12 protein-coding genes are annotated in these 20336 nt (G+C 67.3%); 3 read left to right on the forward strand and 9 right to left on the reverse strand.

Annotated elements, in window-relative coordinates:
* Positions 1-794 precede the first annotated feature (794 nt).
* From GLA29479_RS09405 to hppD, 7 genes are all read right to left on the reverse strand, one after another.
* Complete coding sequence (locus GLA29479_RS09405) at positions 795-1661, reverse strand: SDR family oxidoreductase (protein WP_057916828.1); 867 nt, start codon at positions 1659-1661, stop codon at positions 795-797.
* Positions 1662-1665: 4 nt separating this feature from the next.
* Positions 1666-2892 (reverse strand): Na+/H+ antiporter NhaA, encoded by a 1227-nt coding sequence (nhaA, locus tag GLA29479_RS09410; protein ID WP_144436428.1) that lies wholly within the window; start codon positions 2890-2892, stop codon positions 1666-1668.
* A gap of 47 nt (positions 2893-2939) precedes the next feature.
* Entirely contained in the window at positions 2940-3953 is a 1014-nt protein-coding gene (locus tag GLA29479_RS09415; RefSeq protein WP_057919911.1) for a sodium:calcium antiporter, read from the reverse strand.
* 99 nt (positions 3954-4052) lie between these two features.
* On the reverse strand, positions 4053-4685 hold the full coding sequence (locus GLA29479_RS09420) for a hypothetical protein (protein WP_057916827.1): 633 nt from the start codon (positions 4683-4685) through the stop codon (positions 4053-4055).
* A 152-nt stretch (positions 4686-4837) separates the two neighbouring features.
* Positions 4838-6163 carry a homogentisate 1,2-dioxygenase gene (hmgA, locus tag GLA29479_RS09425; protein WP_057919910.1) on the reverse strand — a complete coding sequence of 442 codons (1326 nt, stop codon included), beginning with the start codon at positions 6161-6163 and terminating at the stop codon, positions 4838-4840.
* A gap of 177 nt (positions 6164-6340) precedes the next feature.
* Entirely contained in the window at positions 6341-6838 is a 498-nt protein-coding gene (locus GLA29479_RS09430; RefSeq protein ID WP_057916826.1) for a hypothetical protein, read from the reverse strand.
* Between the two features lie 38 nt (positions 6839-6876).
* Positions 6877-7968, reverse strand: a complete 1092-nt coding sequence (gene hppD / locus GLA29479_RS09435; RefSeq protein WP_057916825.1) for a 4-hydroxyphenylpyruvate dioxygenase — start codon at positions 7966-7968, stop codon at positions 6877-6879.
* Positions 7969-8066: 98 nt separating this feature from the next.
* Here hppD and GLA29479_RS09440 point away from each other — a divergent pair, with 98 nt between their 5' ends.
* Positions 8067-8624 carry a MarR family winged helix-turn-helix transcriptional regulator gene (locus tag GLA29479_RS09440; RefSeq protein ID WP_082638464.1) on the forward strand — a complete coding sequence of 186 codons (558 nt, stop codon included), beginning with the start codon at positions 8067-8069 and terminating at the stop codon, positions 8622-8624.
* An 835-nt stretch (positions 8625-9459) separates the two neighbouring features.
* On the opposite strand, the gene GLA29479_RS09445 is transcribed toward GLA29479_RS09440, so the two are convergent.
* Positions 9460-10962, reverse strand: coding sequence for a peptide MFS transporter (locus tag GLA29479_RS09445; protein ID WP_057971432.1), 1503 nt, complete (start codon positions 10960-10962; stop codon positions 9460-9462).
* 504 nt (positions 10963-11466) lie between these two features.
* Positions 11467-12345, reverse strand: a complete 879-nt coding sequence (locus GLA29479_RS09450; RefSeq protein WP_057916823.1) for a tryptophan 2,3-dioxygenase — start codon at positions 12343-12345, stop codon at positions 11467-11469.
* Between the two features lie 171 nt (positions 12346-12516).
* Between GLA29479_RS09450 and GLA29479_RS09455 the strand changes: the two genes are divergently transcribed.
* Positions 12517-16083 (forward strand): lamin tail domain-containing protein, encoded by a 3567-nt coding sequence (locus GLA29479_RS09455; protein ID WP_057971433.1) that lies wholly within the window; start codon positions 12517-12519, stop codon positions 16081-16083.
* 199 nt (positions 16084-16282) lie between these two features.
* Positions 16283-19846, forward strand: a complete 3564-nt coding sequence (locus GLA29479_RS09460; protein WP_057971434.1) for a Calx-beta domain-containing protein — start codon at positions 16283-16285, stop codon at positions 19844-19846.
* Positions 19847-20336: the final 490 nt, after the last annotated feature.

Below are 20336 nucleotides of genomic sequence, written 5' to 3' on the forward strand. Positions count from 1 at the left end.
GCCACTAAAGCGGCGGGTTACTTTCTTTTGTCATAAGCAACAAAAGAAAGGTAACCAAAGAAAAATGCTTTTCTTTGAATCACAGGCCCGCACGAGCGGTGCATACGCAGGGATTTTTCATACGGGACATCCCTGTCCCGATGAAAAACGGCCCGCATCCCTGCGGGCCGCCCTCTGGGTCTTCGATTGCCTTCGCAAGTGCTCGGCGGCGCACAGCCAGAACTAAGGCCTTGGATCGAAATGGCTTCGAGGGATTTTCGTCAGCCAAGATTCGCGGTCGCGGCTCGCGCCGCTCCTACCCTAAGAGCAAGCGCAAACCGGCAACCGCTCCGATTGCTATTGCCGAGATTTTGATCTGCTTTGCCGCTTTGCCGGTCAACCGGAGACCCGGAGGGCGGCGCACAGGACGTGCGCCGTTTTTCGATAGGACAAGGATGTCCTATCGAAAAATCCCGGCGCGGGCATCGCACTCGTGGCCTGTGCCCTTGCAAGGAGAGCCCTTTTCTTTGGTTACCTTTCTTTTGGGCTTAGCAAAAGAAAGTAACCCGCACCCTTTAGGGGGCGGAAGCTTTGCAGTTGCAGTTGCAGTTGCAGTTGCTGTTGCTGTTGCTTCATCGCCTTACGGCCACAGGCGCCGCAGCGGGATACGACGCTGTCGCGGCTTGCGCCGCTCCTACCCTCGCGTCAGTTCGCGGCTTCGATCGGTGACGTCGGCGCTGTTACCTCTGCGCGTTCCGCGGTCGCGGCTCACGCCGCTCCTACAAGGGGAACGACGCGAGATCGCAGCATCACGACTACTCCCGCGGCGGCTCGAACATCTCCGCGCTCGGCCGGAACGCCCGCGGCGCGTAGCCGAAATCGCGCTGCGCCGGCCCCAAATCGAAGGTCATGTCGCCACGCATCCGCCGCACCGCGGCTTCGCCGAGCCCGGAGGCGCGGCCGGTCGCCTGCGCAGCAAGCAGCGCAAGGTTGAACAGCGGCGACGGCAGCTCGATCAGGCGCACCGGCGGGCGCAGGCAGGCCAGGGTGCGCGCGACCATGTCGCGGTAGCTCAGCACTTCGCCGCCAGGCACGGCGTAGACCTGGCCGAAGGTCGCCGGCACGTCGAGCACGGCAAAGGCGGCATCGGCGAGGTCGTCGACGTGCACCGGCTGGCGCAGGCCGTTGGCGCCGCGCGGCAAGGGGAAGTAGCGCAGGCGGCGGGCCAGTTGCGCGATCCGGGTCAGGGTGGCGTCGCGGCCGGCGCCGTAGATCAGGGTCGGGCGCAACACGGTCACCGCATCCTTGCGCGGTACCGCCGCGGCGAACAAGGCAGCCTCGCCCTCGCGCAACTCCTGGGCGACGCGGCGCTCGTCGGCATCGGCCGAGCCGCGCTTGGTCTCGGCGCTGGTCGAACCGAACGCGATCACGCGCGAGGCCTCGATGCCCGATTGTTCGTACCACTTGGCGAACTTCAGCAGCGGACCGCAGCTGAAGATCGCATCGACGCGCGCCGGCAACGCCGGCATCGACGACAGATCGCCCTGCAGCCAATGCAGGCCGGGGCGGTCGTGCTGTTCGTGGCGCGAAACCCCGGTGACCCGCCATCCGGCGTGATAGAGCCGTTGCAGCAGCGGCACGCCGATCTGGCCGCTGCCCCCCAAAACCAAAGCGTGTCTCATGCGTTCAGCCCTGCGCACTCCGCGCCGGCAGCACCGCGCGCAACCAGAAATAACCGACCACCGCCGACAGCAGCGACGCGCCGAGGATGCCGAGCACGGCCTCTTCGTAGCGCAACGGGTCTTGGTAAGCCAACGAAGCGATGAACAGACTCATCGTAAAACCGATGCCGCACATCAAACCCAGGCCGACCATCGCGCGCAGGTCCATGCCGGCGGGGAAACGGGCCCAGCCGAGCACGCGCATCAGCAGCGCCGCGCCGACGATGCCGACCGGCTTGCCGACCACCAGACCCAGCACGATGCCCATCGGCAACGCGGCGGTCGCGTCTTCGAGCTTGACTCCGCTCAGCGACAGGCCGGCGTTGACGAAGGCGAACAACGGCAGGATCGCGTAGGCCACCCACGGATGCAGCGCGTGCTCCAGGGTTTCCAGCGGCGAATGCTCGTGCTCGTCGTCGATCGCATTGCGCTTGTCGACGTGCGGGATCACCAGGCCGGTGGCGACGCCGGCGAGGGTCGCGTGCACGCCGGACTTCAGCACGCACACCCACAGCACCACACCCAGCGCGAGATAAGGCCCCAGCGAGGTCACGCCGCGGCGGTTGAGCACCCACATGGCGGCCAGCGCGAGCGCCGCCCACATCAGCGCGCCGACCGAGAGGCCGTGCGAATAGAAGAAGGCGATGATGAGGATGGCGATCAGGTCGTCGACCACCGCGATCGTCGACAGCAGCAGCTTCATCGCCACCGGCACGCGCGAGCCCAGCAGGGCGAGCACGCCGAGGGCGAAGGCGATGTCGGTCGCGGTCGGCACGGCCCAGCCGCGCATCGCCGCGGCATCGCCGCGGTTGAGCGCGACGAACAGCAGGGCCGGCACGATCACGCCGGCGGCGGCGCAGACCATCGGCAGCACCAGTTGCGAGCGCTCGGCCAGTTGGCCGCTGAGGGCCTCGCGCTTGATCTCCAGGGCGACGACCAGGAAGAAGATCGCCATCAGGCCGTCGTTGATCCACAGCAACAAGGGCTTGGCGATGTCTAGCGCGCCGATGCGCACCTGCACCGGGATCTCGCGGAAGGCCTCATATGCGGCCTGCAGCGGCGAATTGGCGGCGATCAGGGCCAGCACCGCGGCGACGATGAGGACGATGCCGCCGGCGGCTTCCAGGCGGAAGAATTCGCTCAGCGCGCGCAACGCGCGTCGCGGCAAGCGCGTGGGGGTGAGTTCGCTCATCCGGCCATTATATCGACGGCAACCGTCCGCCCCGCGTCAATGGCCGATCAGCGCAGCAGCATCAGCACTTCGAAGCCGATCCAGCCCAGCAGGCCTACGAGCAGGATCGCGCCCTCGCGTTTGCTCACGCGCAGGTCGCCCCGCAGCATCGGGTACAGCATCAGGGCGAACACCGCCGCGGCCGGCAGCTCGAAACGCACGAACGAGGCCGGCAGGGGCACGCTGTGCCAGGCCGCCATGCCGCCGATCACGATCAGCAGATTGAACAGACTCGAGCCGACCACGTGGCCGACGACGATGTCGCCCTGCCCGCGCCGCGCCGCGGCGACCGCGGCCATGGCCTCGGGCAGCGCAGTGCCGATCGCCACCGGCAGCAGACCGGTCAGCAGCGGCGAAAGACCCATCGCGGCACCGATGATGGCCGCATTCGGCGAACCGAAACCGGCCGCCGCCGCCGGCGAGGCGCCGAGGCTCCACAGGCCGTCGCCGCCGATGATCAGGTACGCGCCCAGGTGCATCAGCGCCAGCGCGATCAGCACCCGCACCAGATTCAGGCCGAGGTGGGTCTGGGTCTGGGCGAAGGCGGCGATGGCGTCCTGCAGCTCCGGCGCCTCGCGACGGGTGCGCGCGATCGCATAGGCGACCACCGCGACGAACGCCAGCAGCATGACGATGCCTTCGCCGCGGCTGAGCACGCCGTCCAGCCCCAGGCCGATCACCGCCAGGGTGCCGAGCAACAGCACCAGCAACAGCGGCGCCAGCGCGCGCCAACGCACCAACAGCGGCGCGGCGAGCGCGGCCAGGCCGAGGGTCAGGCCGAAATTGACCGCGTTGCTGCCGACCGCATTGCCGAGCGCGAGCGCCTGCTGGCCGCGCACCACCGCCTGCAGGTTGACCGCGAGTTCCGGCAGCGAAGTGCCGAACGCCACCAACACCAGGCCGGCCGCGAACGGCGAGGCGCCGAAGCGCTGGGCCAGGCCCGAGGCGCCCTTGACGATCGAATCGCCGCCCAGGGCCAGCAACACCAGGCCGAGTACGAATAAGCCGACGGCTTCGAACATGACGATCATCCCCTTGCGGTCAATGGCCGATTCTATGCTCAGGCCGGGCCAGGTTGCGCTTTCGCCGCCTCGCGGCGGCCGCTTCGTTCGTTGCCGGCCTCAGGAGCAGCCTTCGACATAGTCGACCTGCGGCGGCACGCCGATGCGCCAGGCCGTGACTTTGCCGGCGGCATCGGTCTCGAACACCAGGGCGCCGGCAGCGCCGCCGGCGTCGCTTATGCGCAGGTTCTTGCCGCCGTCGACGTACTTGTGCGGCTGCTCCTCGACCCGGCCGGCGTAGAGCTTGCGGATCTCGTCCGCGCTCATGCCGCGCTTGCCGCCGCCGGGTGCGGTCTCCTTGTCGTTGCCGACGTCGACGCGGGCGAACTTGCCGTTCTCGATCATGAAACCGAACTCGGCCGCGTTCTGCGCCCAGATCGGCCGCAGGTAATAACAACCGCCGTCGGCCGCGGCCTCGCCCCTGAGCTCGCCGCCCCAGGCCTTCTTGGCTTCATCGGCGCTCATGCCGAAGCGCAGGTCGCCGTAGCCGTCGAAGCGCGCCAGGGTGTCGCTCGCGGGCGGCGTGACCACCGGTGCGGTCGCCGGCGGCACGTCTTCGGCGGGCTGATCGTTGGCCGGCGGGGTCTGCGCCGTCGCGGTGTCGTTCGGGCCGGCGGCCTCGCGCTGGCAGGCACTCAAGGCCAGGGCCAACAGCAGCGGGGGCAACAAGGCGGACAGGCTCAGCTGTTTCATCGGCAGGACTCCGGCGCGCGGGGCGCGGTTCGGGTGGCCGCTGCAGCCTAGCCGTTTTGCGTGAATGCGGTGCGAAACGCCGCGGCCGACAGGACCGCGCAAGCGTCTCGCGCGGCCGAAGCCGCGCGAGGATACAGCGATGAAGCCGGCGCTCAGTCGCGCTTGGACGGGTCGAAATGCTTGCGCAAGCCGGCCCAGCAAGCCTGGTAGTCGCGCTGGCGATGCGCGGCGTCGAAAGCCTGCGCGGCCGGACGGATCACCGCGCGCGTCTCGAACATGAAGGCCATGGTGTCGACGATCACGTGCGGCTGCGAGAGGTCCGCGGCCGAGGCCTTCTCGAAGGTCTGCGCATCCGGGCCGTGGCCGGTCATGCAGTTGTGCAGGGACGAGCCGCCGGGCGCGAAGCCGTCGGCCTTGGCGTCGTAGGCGCCGTGGATCAGGCCCATGAACTCGCTGGCGATGTTGCGGTGGAACCACGGCGGCCGGAAGGTGTGCTGGGCCACCAGCCAACGCGGCGGGAAGATCACGAAGTCGATGTTGGCCGTGCCGGGCGTATCGCTCGGCGAGGTCAGCACGGTGAAGATCGACGGGTCGGGATGGTCGAAGCTGATCGAACCGATGGTGTTGAAGCGGCGCAGGTCGTATTTGTACGGCGCGTAGTTGCCGTGCCAGGCGACCACGTCGAGCGGCGAATGGCCGATGTCGGCGCGCCACAGATGGCCCTGGAACTTGGCGATCAGCTCGAACTCGCCCTCGAGGTCCTCGTAGGACGCGTGCGGGGTCAGGAAATCGCGCGCGTTGGCCAGGCCGTTGGCGCCGATCGGGCCGAGGTCGGGCAAACGCAACAAGGCGCCGAAGTTCTCGCAGACATAGCCGCGCGAGGGGCCATCGAGCAGTTCGACGCGGAAGCGCACGCCGCGCGGGATCACCGCGACTTCGAGCGGCTCGACTTCGAGCGCGCCGAACTCCGTGGCGATCGACAGACGCCCCTGCTGCGGCACGATCAGCAGCTCGCCGTCGGCGTTGTAGAAGTAGCGGCCCTCCATCGAACGGTTGGCCGCGTACAGATGCACGCCGCAACCGTGCTGGCCGGCCGACGAGCCGTTGCCGGCCATGGTGTACAGGCCGTCGACGAAGTCGGTCGCCGCTTCCGGCAGCGGCAGCGGGTCCCAGCGCAGTTGGTCGGGCGACACCGGGCCGTTGCCGAAGTCGTTGTGGAAACGCGGCTGACCGTAGGGCACGAAGGTGCCGTGCATCGCCGCCGGGCGAATGCGGTACAGCCAACTCCGCCGGTTCTCCTTGCGCGGCGCGGTGAACGCGGTGCCGCTGAGCTGCTCGGCATACAGGCCGAACGCCGCGCGCTGCGGCGAGTTCTGCCCCTGCGGCAGAGCGCCGGCGACGGCTTCGCTGGCGAATTCGTTGCCGAAGCCGCTCATGTAGCCGCGCGGACGCTGGCGTTGAGCGTCGGTGCTGGGCATCGGGATGACGTTGTCGATGTCGTTGGCTGCGGTGCTCATACGGGCTCGCTGGGCTGTTGGACGCCGCGCCGTGGGCGGCGCGCGTGCGGGACGTGACACAGGTTCAAGGACGCAGTTTCAAATCGGTGCCGCGATGAATCGATACGAGCCCGCCGGCCCCAGGGAGGCCGGCGCCTCTTACAGGCCCAGGGCGCGACTGAGCACGTAGGGGTGCGATCGGTCGACGACCAGCGCCAGTTGCGTCGCCAGCTCCAGGATCCGCGGCGTATCCGCGCGCCACACCATGATGACGTTCAAGTTGTCGCTGACCCGGTCGTCGATCACCAAGGCCTCATAACCGCCGTTGTCCTCGCGTTCGGCCAGCAGCGGGTCGAGCCAGGCGAAATACTCGCTCACCAACAGCTTCGGCCCGCCCGGGTTCTCCGGAAAATCCGCCAGGGGCTCGTCGAACCATTCGCTGATGAGCTCATGCACCTCGTCGATCTTGTCGCCGACCGCGAAGTGCTGCATGAGCTTGAACACCAGCGCGGTCTGCCTCAGCTCGTCGGGCTCCGGGTCTTCCATCCATCCGAACTCCGGATCGTCCGCGGCGCCCTCGATGGAAGCGACCAGCGAATCCACCTCTTCGGATTCGAGTTCGCGGAAAGTCAGCAGATCGACGAGTTCCCTGAGCATGCGCATTCCCTGGCTTGGCCGGCCGTCTTGGCCGGCCGTTATAGTACGCCGCGCTTGATCTGGTCGCGCTCGATGCTCTCGAACAGGGCCTGGAAATTGCCCTCGCCGAAACCTTCGTTGCCCTTGCGCTGGATGATCTCGAAGAAAATCGGGCCGATCGCGTTGGTGGTGAAGATCTGCAGCAGCTTGCGCTGATGGGTCTCGCGGTCGGCGTCGATCAGGATCTTGTTCTTGGCCAGGCGCGCCACGTCTTCGTTATGGTTCGGCACGCGCTGGTCGATCACTTCGAAATAGGTATCCGGGGTGTCCAGGAAGTCCACGCCCTGCGCGCGCATCGCCTCGACGGTCTCGTAGATGTCGTCGGTGAAACAGGCGATGTGCTGGATGCCCTCGCCCTTGTAGGCGTCCAGGTACTCGTTGATCTGGCTCTTCGGGTCGCTGGATTCGTTGAGCGGGATACGCACGACGCCGTCCGGCGCGGTCATCGCCTTCGACACCAGGCCGGTCTTGGCGCCCTTGATGTCGAAGTAACGGATCTCGCGGAAGTTGAACAGACGCTCGTAATAGTCCGACCACTTCTGCATGTTGCCGAAGTACAGGTTGTGGGTCAGGTGGTCGATGAAGGTCAAGCCGAACCCGGTCGGGTTCTGCTCGGCGCCCGGGATCGGCTCGTAGTCTTCATACGCCGTGCCCTTGTCGCCGTAGCGGTCGACCAGGTACAGCATGCAGTCGCCGATGCCCTTGACCACCGGCGCGTCGATCGCGCGGGTGTCGGCGCGCTCGGTCACCGCTTCGCCGCCGTTGCCGAGCACGGCCTCGTAGACCTCGTTCGCCGGCTTCTTGAAGCGGATCGCGAAGCCCGCCGCGCAGGGGCCGTGCGCCTCGGCGAACGCCGCGGCGAAGCTGTCGGGCGATTCGTTGACCAGGAAGTTCACCCCGCCCTGGCGGTAGACCGTGATCGGGCGGGTCTTGTGGCGCAGCACGGCGCTGAAGCCGAGCTTGCGGAAATAGTCGTGGAGCAGGTCGCTGCGGCCCTTCGGGGCGGCGAACTCGACGAACTCGAACCCGTCGATGCCGAGCGGATTCTCAAACGTGGTGACCTGCATGCCGAGGTTGGGCTGCGCATTCATGGCATTGTTCTCAGGTGGCGGCCGGGTCCGCTGCGGACGGCCTTGTCGAAAGGGTCGTTATAGTTTCACATGAAACCATAAGCAAGGCACAGTGCAACATGAATCGATCTCAATCCGACCCCGATGCGGCCCCCGAAACAGCCCCCTCCGGCGCCCAGACCGCGCCGATCGGCAAGCCCGGCGGGCCGCGCCATGCCGAACTGGACCTGGAACACTTCCTGCCCTACCGCCTCTCGGTCCTGTCCAACCGGGTCAGCAGCGCGATCGCGCGGGTCTATTCCGAGCGCTTCGCCCTCAGCGTGACCGAGTGGCGGGTGATGGCGGTCCTGGGCCGCTACCCCGGCCTGTCGGCCAACGAGGTCGCCCAGCGCACCGCGATGGACAAGGTCGCGGTCAGCCGCGCGGTCGCTCGCCTGATCGAAGCCGGCCGCCTGGAGCGCGACACCCACGACGACGACCGCCGCCGCTCGGTGCTGCAGTTGTCGCTGGACGGCTACAAGATCTACGACGAGGTCGCGCCGATGGCGCTGGCCTTCGAGCAGCGCCTGCTGATCGGCATCGAGGCCCCCGAGCGCGAGGCGTTGTTCCGGTTGCTGGACCGTCTCGACGAGTTGGAGATGCAGGCCGAGGCGGAGATGGCGGCGACGACGCGGTAGGCGGGTCGATGTCGTAGGTCGCGGTGGTCTTGGGGCGGGTTGGTGCCGTTGCGCAGCGCTGCGCGGTCGTTTGCGCGGCAAGCCCGCAGTCCCGCGGTCGCGGCTTGCGCCGCTCCTACCCTAGGAGCACCCCGTTGCCGTTGCCGAGATTTTGATCTGCTTTGCCGCTTTACCGGTCAAGTGGAGACCCGGAGGGCGGCGCACAGGACGTGCGCCGTTTTCCGATAAGACAGGGACGTCTTATCGGAAAATCCCGGCGACAGCACCGCACTCGTGGCCTGTGCCCTTGCAAGGAAGGCCTTTTCTTTGGTTATCTTTCTTTTGGGCCAGCAAAAGAAAGTAACCCGGCCGCGTCAGCGGACGGAAGCTCTGCTCTTGCTTGAGGCTTCTCAAAGATCTAGATCAAACGCCAAAAGCTTCCGCCACTAAAGCGGCGGGTTACTTTCTTTTGTCATAAGCAACAAAAGAAAGGTAACCAAAGAAAAATGCTTTTCTTTGAATCACAGGCCCGCACGAGCGGTGCTGACGCAGGGCTTTTTCATACGGGACATCCCTGTCCCGATGAAAAACGGCGCGCATCCTTGCGCGCCGCCCTCCGGGTCTTCTGTTGCCTTCGCGAGTGCGGCTCGGCGCACAGCAACAGCAACAGCAACAGCAACGACAGCAACGGCGGCAACGGCAGCAGCAGCCGTTAAGCCGAACGGTTTGCGACAACGCCCAATCGCATCGCGATCGCTGCCCAAACATCGCCGCCGGCGACCCACAAAAAAAGACGACGGCCGTAGCCGTCGTCTTTCGTTCGCCGTATCGCCGCGCGCCAAGCGCGGCAGAGCGATCACTTCACGCCGTGCATCAACTTCTGCACCAACGGCGCGATCAGGAACAACAGCACGCCCGCGCCTACCAGGGCGTAGAAGCCGAAGGTGTAACCGCTCAGGGCCGAGGTCGTGGTCATGCCGCCTTCGCCGCTGACCGCGCCGGCGAAAATGCCCGACAGGTTGTTGCCGATGCCGGTCGAGAGGAACCAGCCGCCCATGCCGAAACCGACCAGGCGCACCGGCGCCAGCTTGGTCACCATCGACAAGCCGATCGGCGACAGGCACAGCTCGCCGACGGACTGGATCACGTAGACCATGAACAAGGTCCAGAACGGGATCTTGCCGGCGTCGTTGACCAGGCTCGACAGGGCGAACATCAACAGCGCGAACGCCAGGCCGTTGAAGATCAGGCCGAGGCCGAACTTGCGCGGAATCGACGGATTGGCCGAGCCCATCTTGACCCAGATCAGGGCGATGATCGGCGCCAGGGTGATGATCGCCAGCGAGTTCACCGACTGGAACCAGGCGTTCGGGAACAGGAAGTCGCCGAGCTGGCGATCCACGATCTTGTCGGCGAGGAAGGTGAAGGAGCTGCCGGCCTGCTCGAAGAACATCCAGAACAGGATGTTGAAGGTGAAGATGATCAGCATCGCGATCACTTTGTCGCGTTGCACCTTGCCCTCGCGGAAGCCTTCGACCAGCAACAGGGCGCACAGGGCGATGAACATCGCCAGCAGCACCCACTGCAGGGTGGTCGCGCCGACGGCGAGCAGGAAGTACACCACCGGGATCGCGGCCAACGCGCCGAGGAACACGTACAGCACTTTCTGCTTACCGGCGCTGTCGTTCGGCGGGCGGCCGATGCCTTCGAGCTGGCGGCGACCGAACCAGAACCACACCAGGCTGGCGATCATGCCCAGGCCCGAGGCGATGAACACCATCTTGTAGACCGGCATGGCCGCGGTGCCGAATACCTTTTCGGCCAGCAGGCCGGTCAGGATCGGCGAGATGAAGGCGCCGGCGTTGATGCCCATATAGAAAATGGTGAAGCCCGAGTCGCGGCGCCCATCGCTGACGCTGTAGAGCTTGCCGACCATGGTCGAGATGTTCGGCTTGAACAGGCCGTTGCCGACCACGATCGTGGCCAGGCCGAGCTTGAAGATCTGGTCGTTCGGGATCGCGATCAGGAACAGGCCGGTGGCCATGATGACCGCGCCGAGCAGGATCGAGCGTTGGTAGCCGAGCACCCGGTCGGCGATGTAGCCGCCGAAGATCGCCGCGGCATAGACCAAGGCCAGGTAAGCGCCGTAGGTGCGGTTGGCCGGCGCTTCCCCGGCGGCATCGCCGCCGTGGAACTGGGCCACGATGTACAGCACCAGCGCCCAGCGGATGCCGTAGAACGCGAAGCGCTCCCAGAACTCCGTCATGAACAGCATCCACAAGGGCTTGGGATGCCCCAGCATCTGCTTGAACTCGGGTATGGGCGTCTGGCCCTGGGTCGGTATCGCGGCTCCGCTCATGCGGTGTCCCCTGTCGTGTCGAAACTGAATGAAAATCCCACGCCTACGGCACGGGTCGGGGAGATTTACCGGCACGGACCGGTCCCGTCAAACCTTTATTCCACGCATTGCGCTTTGCTGCGACGCAACAATCACGCTTACAAACCCCTGAACGGGGGAGAATTTTGCGCGATGCGGCGGTTGGAAGTGCCGGTTTGCGGCGGTCTGGGCTTCTTGGGAGACCAGGGCTTGGGCGCTCCGGGTCGATGTTGCCGGCGCAATTACTGTGAGTTCGCGGTCACGGCTTGTGACCGCGGGAAATCCAACAGGGCGCCGCTCCTACCCGGAAGCTGCGGCGCGGCGAGGCCCGCCGAACTCCAATCGCCGCGAACCTCCGAGCGTCATTCCCGCGCTGGCGGGGACGACAGCGCGATCCGCCGAAGGCCGCCCGGTCGTTCCGGTGACGCGGCTCCCAGCCTTTGAGAACGCTTACTCGATACGCAGTGGTATCGAAACCGTGCCGCCTCAGGTCCCTGCGCCGTAGCCGTCGGCGGGGCCGATCGTGGTCCGCACCTCGAACAGCTCCGGGAAGAAGGTCAGTTCCAGCGCTTGCTTGAGGAAGCCCACGCCGCTGGAGCCGCCGGTGCCGCGCTTGAAGCCGATGATGCGCATGACCGTGCGCATGTGGCGGAAGCGCCACAGCTGGAATTGGGTTTCCAGGTCGACCAGGTCCTCGCACAAGGCGTACTCGCGCCAGTACAGGTCGGTGTTTTCGTAAATGCGCTCGAACACCGGCTGCAGCGCCGGGTCGCTGACGTGCGGCTGGCGCCGATCGCGGTCGAGGTGGATCGCCGGGATCGGGTGGCCGAAGCGCGACAGATACATCAGGAACTCGTCGTACAGGCTCGGCGCCGACAGCGCCTTCTCCAGCGAGACCTGGCCCTGCGGGTCGTGCGCGAACACCCGCAGCATGGCTTCGTTCTTGTTGCCGAGCATGAACTCGATGGTGCGGTACTGCAGCGACTGGAAACCCGACGACGGCCCCAGGGTTTCGCGGAAGCCCATGTACTCCGACGGCGTCAGCGTCTCCAGCACCGACCACTGCTCGGTCAGCTGACGCAGCACCTGCTTGCAGCGCGCCAGGACTTTCTGGCATTGCCAGACCTGGTCGTGGCGCAGATGTTCGAGCGCGGCGCTCAGCTCGTGGATGATCAGCTTCATCCACAGCTCCGAGACCTGGTGCTGGATGATGAACAGCATCTCGTCGTGGTGGGCCGGGTCCGACAGCGCGCGCTGCGCCGACAGCAACCGGTCGAGTTGCAGATAGCCGCCGTAGCTGATGCGTCCGGACAGGTCGGTATGGATACCGGCTTCCAGTTCGCGCTGGTTCTTCTCGACGGACATCGGCGGCACTCACGGCAGGGGCGCAAAGCGTAACGCATCGCCTGCACCGGGGTCGGCTTTCGTAATCGCGGCAAGCAGTTACGCCGTCAATCGCGGCCTGTGCGACGCCCAAAACGCACAATAACCGGGCCTGCCAAGCACGTCCCGCAGGCGCATCCATCAGGGGAATCCATGCAGAAACTCGCAAGCCGCGCCCTCGCGGCGGGTATCGCTTTGGCCGTGTCCGGCTCCGGGCACGCGCAAGTCGTCGTCAGCCAGGTCTACGCCGGCGGCGGCCTCACCGATGCACGCTACCGAACCGACTTCATCGAACTGCACAACAACAGCAGCAACGCCGTCAGCCTCAACGGCTGGAGCGTACAATACGCCTCCAGCGGCAGCGCCTGGTTGCGCACTCCGCTCGGCGGCAGCATCGCCGCCGGCGGTTACTACTTGATCCGCCAAAGCAGCGGCAACAACGGCCTCAGCCTGCCCGTCGCCAACGCCGGCGGCACCGTCGCCATGAGCACCCAGCGCGGCAAGATCGCCTTGGTCCCTCACAACACCACCCTGACCGCAGCCTGCCCGACCGGATTGCCCGACTTCGTCGGCTACGGCCCGGCCGACTGCGCCGAGGGCGGCCGCCCGGCCTCGCCCCTCGCCGCCGCCACCGCACTGCTGCGCAACAACGGCGGCTGCAGCGATACCCAGCTCAATGTCGCCGACTTCGCCGTCGCCGCCGCGGCGCCGCGCAATTCGACTTCGCCCAAGCGGCTGTGCATGCCCTCGGCGCCGCCGGTGCTATCGGTCGAAGCCCGCGCAGGCAACGAAGGCGATAGCGGTTATACCGACCTGGTGTTCACCTTGCGTCTCGATCGTCCGGCCGGCCCCGACGGGGTGGCGTGGAGCATATTCACCAACGGCGGCAGCGCCACGCCGGATGTCGACTACCTCTACATCGACACGTCTGGACACATCGCGCCGGGCCAGAGCGAGGCGAGCTTCGTGCTGCAGATCAAGGGCGACACCTTGATCGAAGGCGACGAAACCGTGAACCTGCAGATCAAAGTCCATTCCGGCGCGGTCACCGCCAACGGCGACTACCTCAACCTCCAGGCGACCATCGTCAACGACGATCCGCAACAACCGCCGCCGCGTCTGTCCCTGCATACCAATGCGCTCAATGAAACGGACGCCGACATCGCGCCGTTCCCGATCGAACTGCGCCTGGACCGTCCCGCCGGCAGCGACGGCGTGCGGGTCCGGCTGAGTTCGGTCGATGGCGGTTCGGCGACGATCCATGAGGACTATCTGCCGTTCGATTACGAAGCGGTGATCGCTCCGGGCCAGGATCGCGCTCACGTCAGCTTCGGCGTGCGCGGCGACACGCGTTACGAAGGCGACGAGACGGTCGAGATCAAGGGACAGATCCTGTCCGGCGCGATCGCCGACAACGGCGGCATCGACCTCGAAGGCCTGGCCACGATCGTCGACGACGATCTGCGTGTCGTGCCGATTCCGGCCGTGCAGGGCCGCGAGGCGGTTTCGCCGTTGCGCGGCGAATTCGTCTCGGTCGAAGGCATCGTCACCGCGCTGAGCGACGACGGCTTCTACCTGCAGAGCGAGGAGTTCGAGAGCGACAACGATCCGCAGACCTCGCAGGGCCTGTTCGTGCAGACCGGCCATCGTCCCGATCCGAAATGGCGCGGTTTGCGCGTGCGTGCGACCGGCACGGTGACGGAATTGTCCGACAGCGGCAGTCATCCGCTGCGCGGCAGCATGACCGCGATCGCGGGCTCGCCGGCGATCGTCCTGCTGACGACTTCGCCGCGACCGCTGCCGCCGGCGCCGTTGCTGCCCTGGCCGTCGCTCTACGGCGCGCCCGACTACGAAGCCTTCGAAGGCATGCGGGTGGGCTTGCCGGAGGTGCGCGTGGTCGGCCCGACCGGCGGCAGTTTCGATGCGATGCAAGAACGTACCCGCAGCGACGGCCGCTTCCATGTCGCGCTCGGCCCCTACGACCAGCCGGCGCCGATGCGCGAGCCGGGCACACGCTACCCGTCGAGCTTCCACGGCCAGCCGCAGGATTGGCTGCCGCGTTGGGACGGCAATCCGGAGGCTATCGGCGTCGACAGCGATGCCGACGGCCATGCGCCGGTCGATGTCGCGATCGACACCCGCATCGACGGGGTGATCGGTCCGCTCGATCAGCGCAGCGGGCGCTATACCGTGGCCCTGCAGCACGATGCGCAGTTGCTCGTGCGCGAATCGCTGCCGGCGCCGCCGCGCATCGAACCGGGCGACCCGCAGCAGCGCCAGACCGCGCTGGTCAGCTACGACCTCGGCGACCTCTTCGACGAGTACAGCCCGCCCAACTCCGCTCAACCGAGCACGCCGTTGCCGGCGTTGGAACGCCGCCTCGGCAAGATCTCGCGCAGCCTTCGCGAGAACCTGCTGATGCCGGACCTGGTCGCGATCACCGGCGTCGAGAACGAGGCCCTGCTGCAGCGCCTGGCCGAGCGCATCAACCGCGACGCGAGCCTGTCGGGCAGCGTCAACCCGCAATACCGCGCCATCGTTCTGCCCAACGTCGATCCGCTCAAGCCGCATATCGGCCTACTCGCCCGCAGCGAACAAGTCGGCGGCTGGGGCTCGCGGGTGATCGTCGAACGCGTCGCCCAGATCGGCCGCGATGTGCCGCTGCCGAACGGCGGCGGCAATCCCTCGGAGCCGTTGTTCGATCAAGCGCCGCTGAGCGTCGATGCCACCACCCAGTCCATCGACGGCCACCGTTTCCGCCAGCGTTTGCTGCTGGTGCAACTGGCGCCGATGGCCGGCAGCGAGGCCGACACGCCACAGGCCGAACGCCAGCGCGATCGCCGTCATCTGCAGGCCGAGTTCATCGCCGGCTGGGTGCGGCAACAGCAAGACGATCCCGAAGCGCCGCCGCTGTTGTTGCTCGGCCGTTTCGATGCGCACGCGTTCAACGACGGCCTGGTCGACCCGGTCGGTACCTTGACCGGCCGTCCGACCGAGGGCGTGAGCACGATGGTGCTGGGCGACGGTGTCGACCGTTTCGATCCTGATCTGCTCAACCTCACCGCGACCGAGCCCGGATCCGAGCGCTATTCCTCGATCGACGAAGGCAGCCGCCAGGAACTGCAGCACGCCTTCGCCGACGAGCGCCTGATCGGCGCCACCGACCGGATCGAGGTCCAGCGCCTGCGCAGCAATGCCGGCTATCCGGTGGTGCTGCGCGATGCGGAAGGCGTGCCGATGCGCGCCGGCGACGTCGACCCGCTGCATCTGCGGCTGGTGCCGCGCACCCAGGCCGATCTGTCGGTCTGGGCCGGGCCCACGAACGGCGGCGAGACGCTGGAGGCCGGCCGTCCGCTGGAGCTGTCGGTGTCGGTCGACAACGCCGGTCCGGACTGGGCGCGCCAGATCGGCCTCGGCCTGGCCCTGTCCGGGGCCTGGCCGAGCCTGGAGGTCAGCGCGGTCGCGCCGGGCTGGCGCTGCGGCGCGCCGGTGGTCGAGGGCGACCACACCAGCCTCGCCTGCACCGGCGAACTGGTCGACAGCAGCGGCCATGTCTCGCAATGGTTCCATCTGCGCGCCGCTACCGACGCCTCGATGGCCGGGCGCACGGTCGAGCTCGCCGCCTCGGTGACGTCCTCGTCGGCCGATCCGGACCCGGCCGACAACGCCGCCCGGACCACGCTGCGGATCCTCGCACCTGGCGGCGCGCCTCAGCCCTGAGTCGCATCGCCCGCCCCGGCGCAAGCCGTGGGCTTCCCCGCCGTCCGGGCCGTCCCGGGCGGCGATGGGGCCTGCCGAGAGTGACCCAGGTCGCGATTTTCCGGCCCGTCATGCCCTTGCAACGCCAAAAAGTGAGCATTGATGCACAATCCCCTCCGTCTGCTTCCGGGGGGATCCAGGCGTCCACATGGGGAAAAACATGGATAAGTTAGGGGGCCGCCTGTTGGCGGCGGTATTGGCCTTTGCGGCGGCCGGTTCGGCGCAGGCGCAAGTGGTCATCAGTCAGGTCTACGGCGGCGGCGGCAATTCCGGCGCCACACTGAAAAGCGATTTCATCGAGTTGCACAACAACGGCAGCACCGCCGTCGATCTCAGCGGCTGGAGCGTGCAGTACGCCTCCAGCGCCGGCACCACCTGGCAGCGCACCGCATTGAGTGGCAGCCTCGCGCCAGGCGCCTACTACTTGGTCAAGCAGGCCGACGGCACCGGCGGATCGATCGATCTGCCGACGCCGGATACGGTCGGCACGATTCCGATGGCCGCCGGCGCCGGCAAGGTCGCGCTGGTCAACCACAACACCGCCTTGAGCGGCAGTTGCCCGCTCGGCAACGTCGACTTCGTCGGCTACGGCACCGCCGCCAATTGCGCCGAAGGCAGCCAGCCGACCGCGACGATCAGCGCGGTGCTCGCCGCGGTGCGCGCCGGCAAGGGCTGCACCGACAACAACGTCAACGGTGCCGACTTCGACACCGCCGCACCGGCGCCGCGCAACCGCGCCAGCGTCGCGTTCTCCTGCGCCGGCGCCAACCTGCCGGTGCTGAGCATCGCCGACGTCACCCAGATCGAGTCCTCGCCGGACTTCGTCTTCACCGTGAGCTTGTCGGAACCGGCCGGCCCGGGCGGCGTCAGCGTGTCCTACACCACCGCCGACGGCACCGCGACCGGCGGCGACGACTACTCCTCGATCGCCGGCACGCTGACGATTCCGGAAGGCGCCAGCTCGGCGACGATCGTCATCCACGTCACCGTCGACGACGTTAACGAGAACGACGAGACCTTCTTCGTCCGCCTCAGCGCGCCGGTCGGCGCCAACCTCGGCGATGCCGAGGCGCTCGCCACCATCGTCACCGACGATGTCGCGATCACGCCGATCCATGCGATCCAGGGCAATGGCGCGCAATCGCCGCTGCTCGGCCAGCGCATCTACACCACCGGCATCGTCACCGGCCGCAAGAGCAACGGCTTCTTCCTGCAGACGCCGGACAACCAGATCGACGCCGATCCGGCCACCTCCGAAGGCGTGTTCGTGTTCGTCGGCAGCGCGCCGCCGGCCATCGCCGCCGTCGGCAACGTCGTGCGCGTCAACGCCACGGTGATCGAGTTCGTACCCGGCGCCGACCCCGGCCAGGCGCCGCTCACCGAGCTCGGCAATGCGCCGCAGGTGGTGCTGATCTCGGTGCCGCCGGTGATCGGGCCGAACACCTTGCCCGCCGCGATCGCGCTGAGCCCGACCTTCCCGGACCCGTCCGGCGGTCTCGACCAGCTCGAACGCCTCGAAGGCATGCGCGTGACCATCCCGAGCGCGACCGTGGTCTCGCCGACCCAGGGCTCGAAGAACGAAACCAATGCCACCGGCAGCGGTAACGGCATCTTCAACGTCGTGGTCACCGGCGTGGCGCGTCCGTTCCGCGAACCCGGTATCCAGGCGCCGGACAACGCCCCGGGCGGCGGCAGCATTCCGCCGATCCCGCGTTGGGACTTCAACCCGGAACTGATCACCGTCGACAGCGACGCGATCGGCGGCACCGCGTTCAATCTGTCCAGCGGCACCGTGCTGACCGACCTGACCGGCCCGCTCGATTACGGCTTCCGCCGCTACACGATCCTGCGCGATCCGAACGCACTGACCACGATCACCCAGGAACGCCAGCCGACCGCGGCCCGTCTGCCGGAGATGAGCGAGTTCACGGTCGCGGCCTACAACGTCGAGCGCTTCTTCGACGCCGCCAACGACCCGGCGATCGGCGAACCGGTGCTGACGCCGGAGGCCTATGCGCGCCGTCTCAACAAGATCTCGCTCGGCATCGGTTACCTGCAGCGCCCGGACATCCTCGGCCTGGTCGAAGTGGAGAACATCAGCGCCGCTCAGGACATCGCCGCGCGCGTCAACGCCGATGCGGTGGCCGCCGGCCTGGACGATCCGAAGTACGTCGCTTACCTGCTGGAAGGCAACGACATCGGCGGCATCGACGTCGGTTATCTGATCAAGACCGCCGACATCGCGACCGGCACCGCCCGCGTGGAAGTGTTGTCGGTCACCCAGGCCGGCAAGACCGCCACCTGGACCCAGCCGGACGGCAACAGCGCCCTGCTCAACGATCGTCCCCCGCTGGTGCTCGAAGCGGTGGTGCATAACGGCGACGGACGCAGCTTCCCGATCACCGTGATCCTGGTCCACCAGCGCTCGCTGATCGACAGCGAACTCGACACCGACGCCGGCCATCGCGTGCGCATGAAGCGCCAGGCCCAGGCGGTGTTCCTCGCCAACTTCATCCAGCAGCGCCAGTTGGCCAATCCGGGCGAACGCATCGTCACCCTCGGCGACTTCAACGCGTTCGAGTTCAACGACGGCCTGGTCGACGTGATCAACACCGTCGCCGGCACGCCGACGCCGGACGACCAGACCGCGGTGCCCGGCGACGGCGCCGACCTGGTCGAGCCGAACCTGAGCAACCTCGGCGAGCTGGCCACGCCGGACCAGCGTTACTCCTACACCTTCGGCGGCAATGCGCAGACCATCGACCAAGTCCTGGCCAACCAGGCCCTGATCGCCGCGGCGACCGGCCTCAAGCTGGATCACGCGCGCATCAACGCCGACTTCCCGGAGATCAACCGCAGCCTCGGCGATTCGCCGTCGCGCCTGTCGGACCACGATCCGGTCATCACCTACATCGACTTCCGCCGCCGCGCGGATCTCGCGGTGACCGCTTCGACCTCGACCGCATCGGTGCGCGTCGGCCAGCCGGTGAACTTCAGCGCCGCGCTGAACAACGCCGGCCCGGAACAGGCCGACTACCCGGGCATCGGCTTCGCCATCAACGCCGAACTGCCGGCCTTGAGCGTGCTCGCCCCGGCCGGCTGGAGCTGCGATGCCCCGGCCGTCGTCGACGGTTCGACCAGCGTCGCCTGTAACCGCAGCAGCATGGCCAACGGCGAAACGGCGACGTTCGCGCTGTCGGCCGTCGCCAGCGAAGCGATGATCGGCAAGACCACCACCCTGGCGGTCGCGGCGCAGTCGCAGTCGCTGGACCCGGTGCCGGGCAACGACGGCGCCAGCGTCAGCATCGAAACCACCGCACGCGCCGACCTGGCCATCGACGTCGACGGTCCGCGCGCCCTGCGTGGCGGCCAGAGCGGCCAGTTCGCCGTCACCGTGCGCAACCGCGGCGGCGACGTCGCGGTGCTGCCGAGCCTGAACCTGTACGGCGATGCGCCGGCGGGCAATGTCTCGATCGCGGCGCCGAGCGGCTGGACCTGCACCGTCGCCGCGCACGGCAATGGTTTCGAAGCGACCTGTAACGGCACCCGCCTCGCCGCGCGCAGCGAACAGCGTTTCGACTTCGTCATCGTCGCACCGCGTCCGCGCCTGTGGGACCGCAGCCTGACCCTGCTGGGCTTCGCCGCATCGGCCGTGGAAGATCCGAATCCGTTCAACGACTTCGCCCTGCACCACGTCCAACTCGCCGGACCGTGGTGGTGGTAAGTCCGCGGGCGGCGCCACGCCGCCCGAGGTGATTCGATCGGCAACAGAAAAGCGCGGCTTCGGCCGCGCTTTTTTTTGCCCGGCGTTTGCGCTCGCGATGAACTCGACCGGTATCGCCGCTAGCAGGCAAGCACGCGACGCAGGTGCAAGGCCGGGCGGCTTTGCCGGAATGGGCGTCTGCGCGAATGACCGCCGCAAGCGCGCGCGGCACACTCCGTACTGCGCCGTTTCGTGCGCCAGCCGGCGCACAAAGTCGTGAACGCCATCGCGGCGCGCGTCTCGTCTCGGTCGATGTTTCGTTTCCGCAACCCACTGCGGCGCACGCGACCGATGCCGCGCCGATCCACCCGGCCATATGCATGGATGGCCACGCAAGTACGCACCCGGCAACGGAAAAACACCGCCGCGCGCGCGCGCGGGGATGCCGATCCGATCGCCGAAACCCCCGCGCGCCGCACACGGCGAGTGCGACGCCTAGCCGGTTTCGCCT

The sequence above is a fragment of the Lysobacter antibioticus genome, from assembly GCF_001442535.1.
GTDB lineage: Bacteria > Pseudomonadota > Gammaproteobacteria > Xanthomonadales > Xanthomonadaceae > Lysobacter > Lysobacter antibioticus.

Excerpts from the sequence above, each read along its gene's own strand:
- GLA29479_RS09405 (WP_057916828.1), bottom strand. The coding sequence starts at position 1,661 with ATGAGACACGCTTTGGTTTTGGGGGGCAGCGGCCAGATCGGCGTGCCG.
- nhaA (WP_144436428.1), bottom strand. The coding sequence starts at position 2,892 with ATGAGCGAACTCACCCCCACGCGCTTGCCGCGACGCGCGTTGCGCGCG.
- GLA29479_RS09415 (WP_057919911.1), bottom strand. The coding sequence starts at position 3,953 with ATGTTCGAAGCCGTCGGCTTATTCGTACTCGGCCTGGTGTTGCTGGCC.
- GLA29479_RS09420 (WP_057916827.1), bottom strand. The coding sequence starts at position 4,685 with ATGAAACAGCTGAGCCTGTCCGCCTTGTTGCCCCCGCTGCTGTTGGCC.
- hmgA (WP_057919910.1), bottom strand. The coding sequence starts at position 6,163 with ATGCCCAGCACCGACGCTCAACGCCAGCGTCCGCGCGGCTACATGAGC.
- GLA29479_RS09430 (WP_057916826.1), bottom strand. The coding sequence starts at position 6,838 with ATGCTCAGGGAACTCGTCGATCTGCTGACTTTCCGCGAACTCGAATCC.
- hppD (WP_057916825.1), bottom strand. The coding sequence starts at position 7,968 with ATGAATGCGCAGCCCAACCTCGGCATGCAGGTCACCACGTTTGAGAAT.
- GLA29479_RS09440 (WP_082638464.1), top strand. The coding sequence starts at position 8,067 with ATGAATCGATCTCAATCCGACCCCGATGCGGCCCCCGAAACAGCCCCC.
- GLA29479_RS09445 (WP_057971432.1), bottom strand. The coding sequence starts at position 10,962 with ATGAGCGGAGCCGCGATACCGACCCAGGGCCAGACGCCCATACCCGAG.
- GLA29479_RS09450 (WP_057916823.1), bottom strand. The coding sequence starts at position 12,345 with ATGTCCGTCGAGAAGAACCAGCGCGAACTGGAAGCCGGTATCCATACC.
- GLA29479_RS09455 (WP_057971433.1), top strand. The coding sequence starts at position 12,517 with ATGCAGAAACTCGCAAGCCGCGCCCTCGCGGCGGGTATCGCTTTGGCC.
- GLA29479_RS09460 (WP_057971434.1), top strand. The coding sequence starts at position 16,283 with ATGGATAAGTTAGGGGGCCGCCTGTTGGCGGCGGTATTGGCCTTTGCG.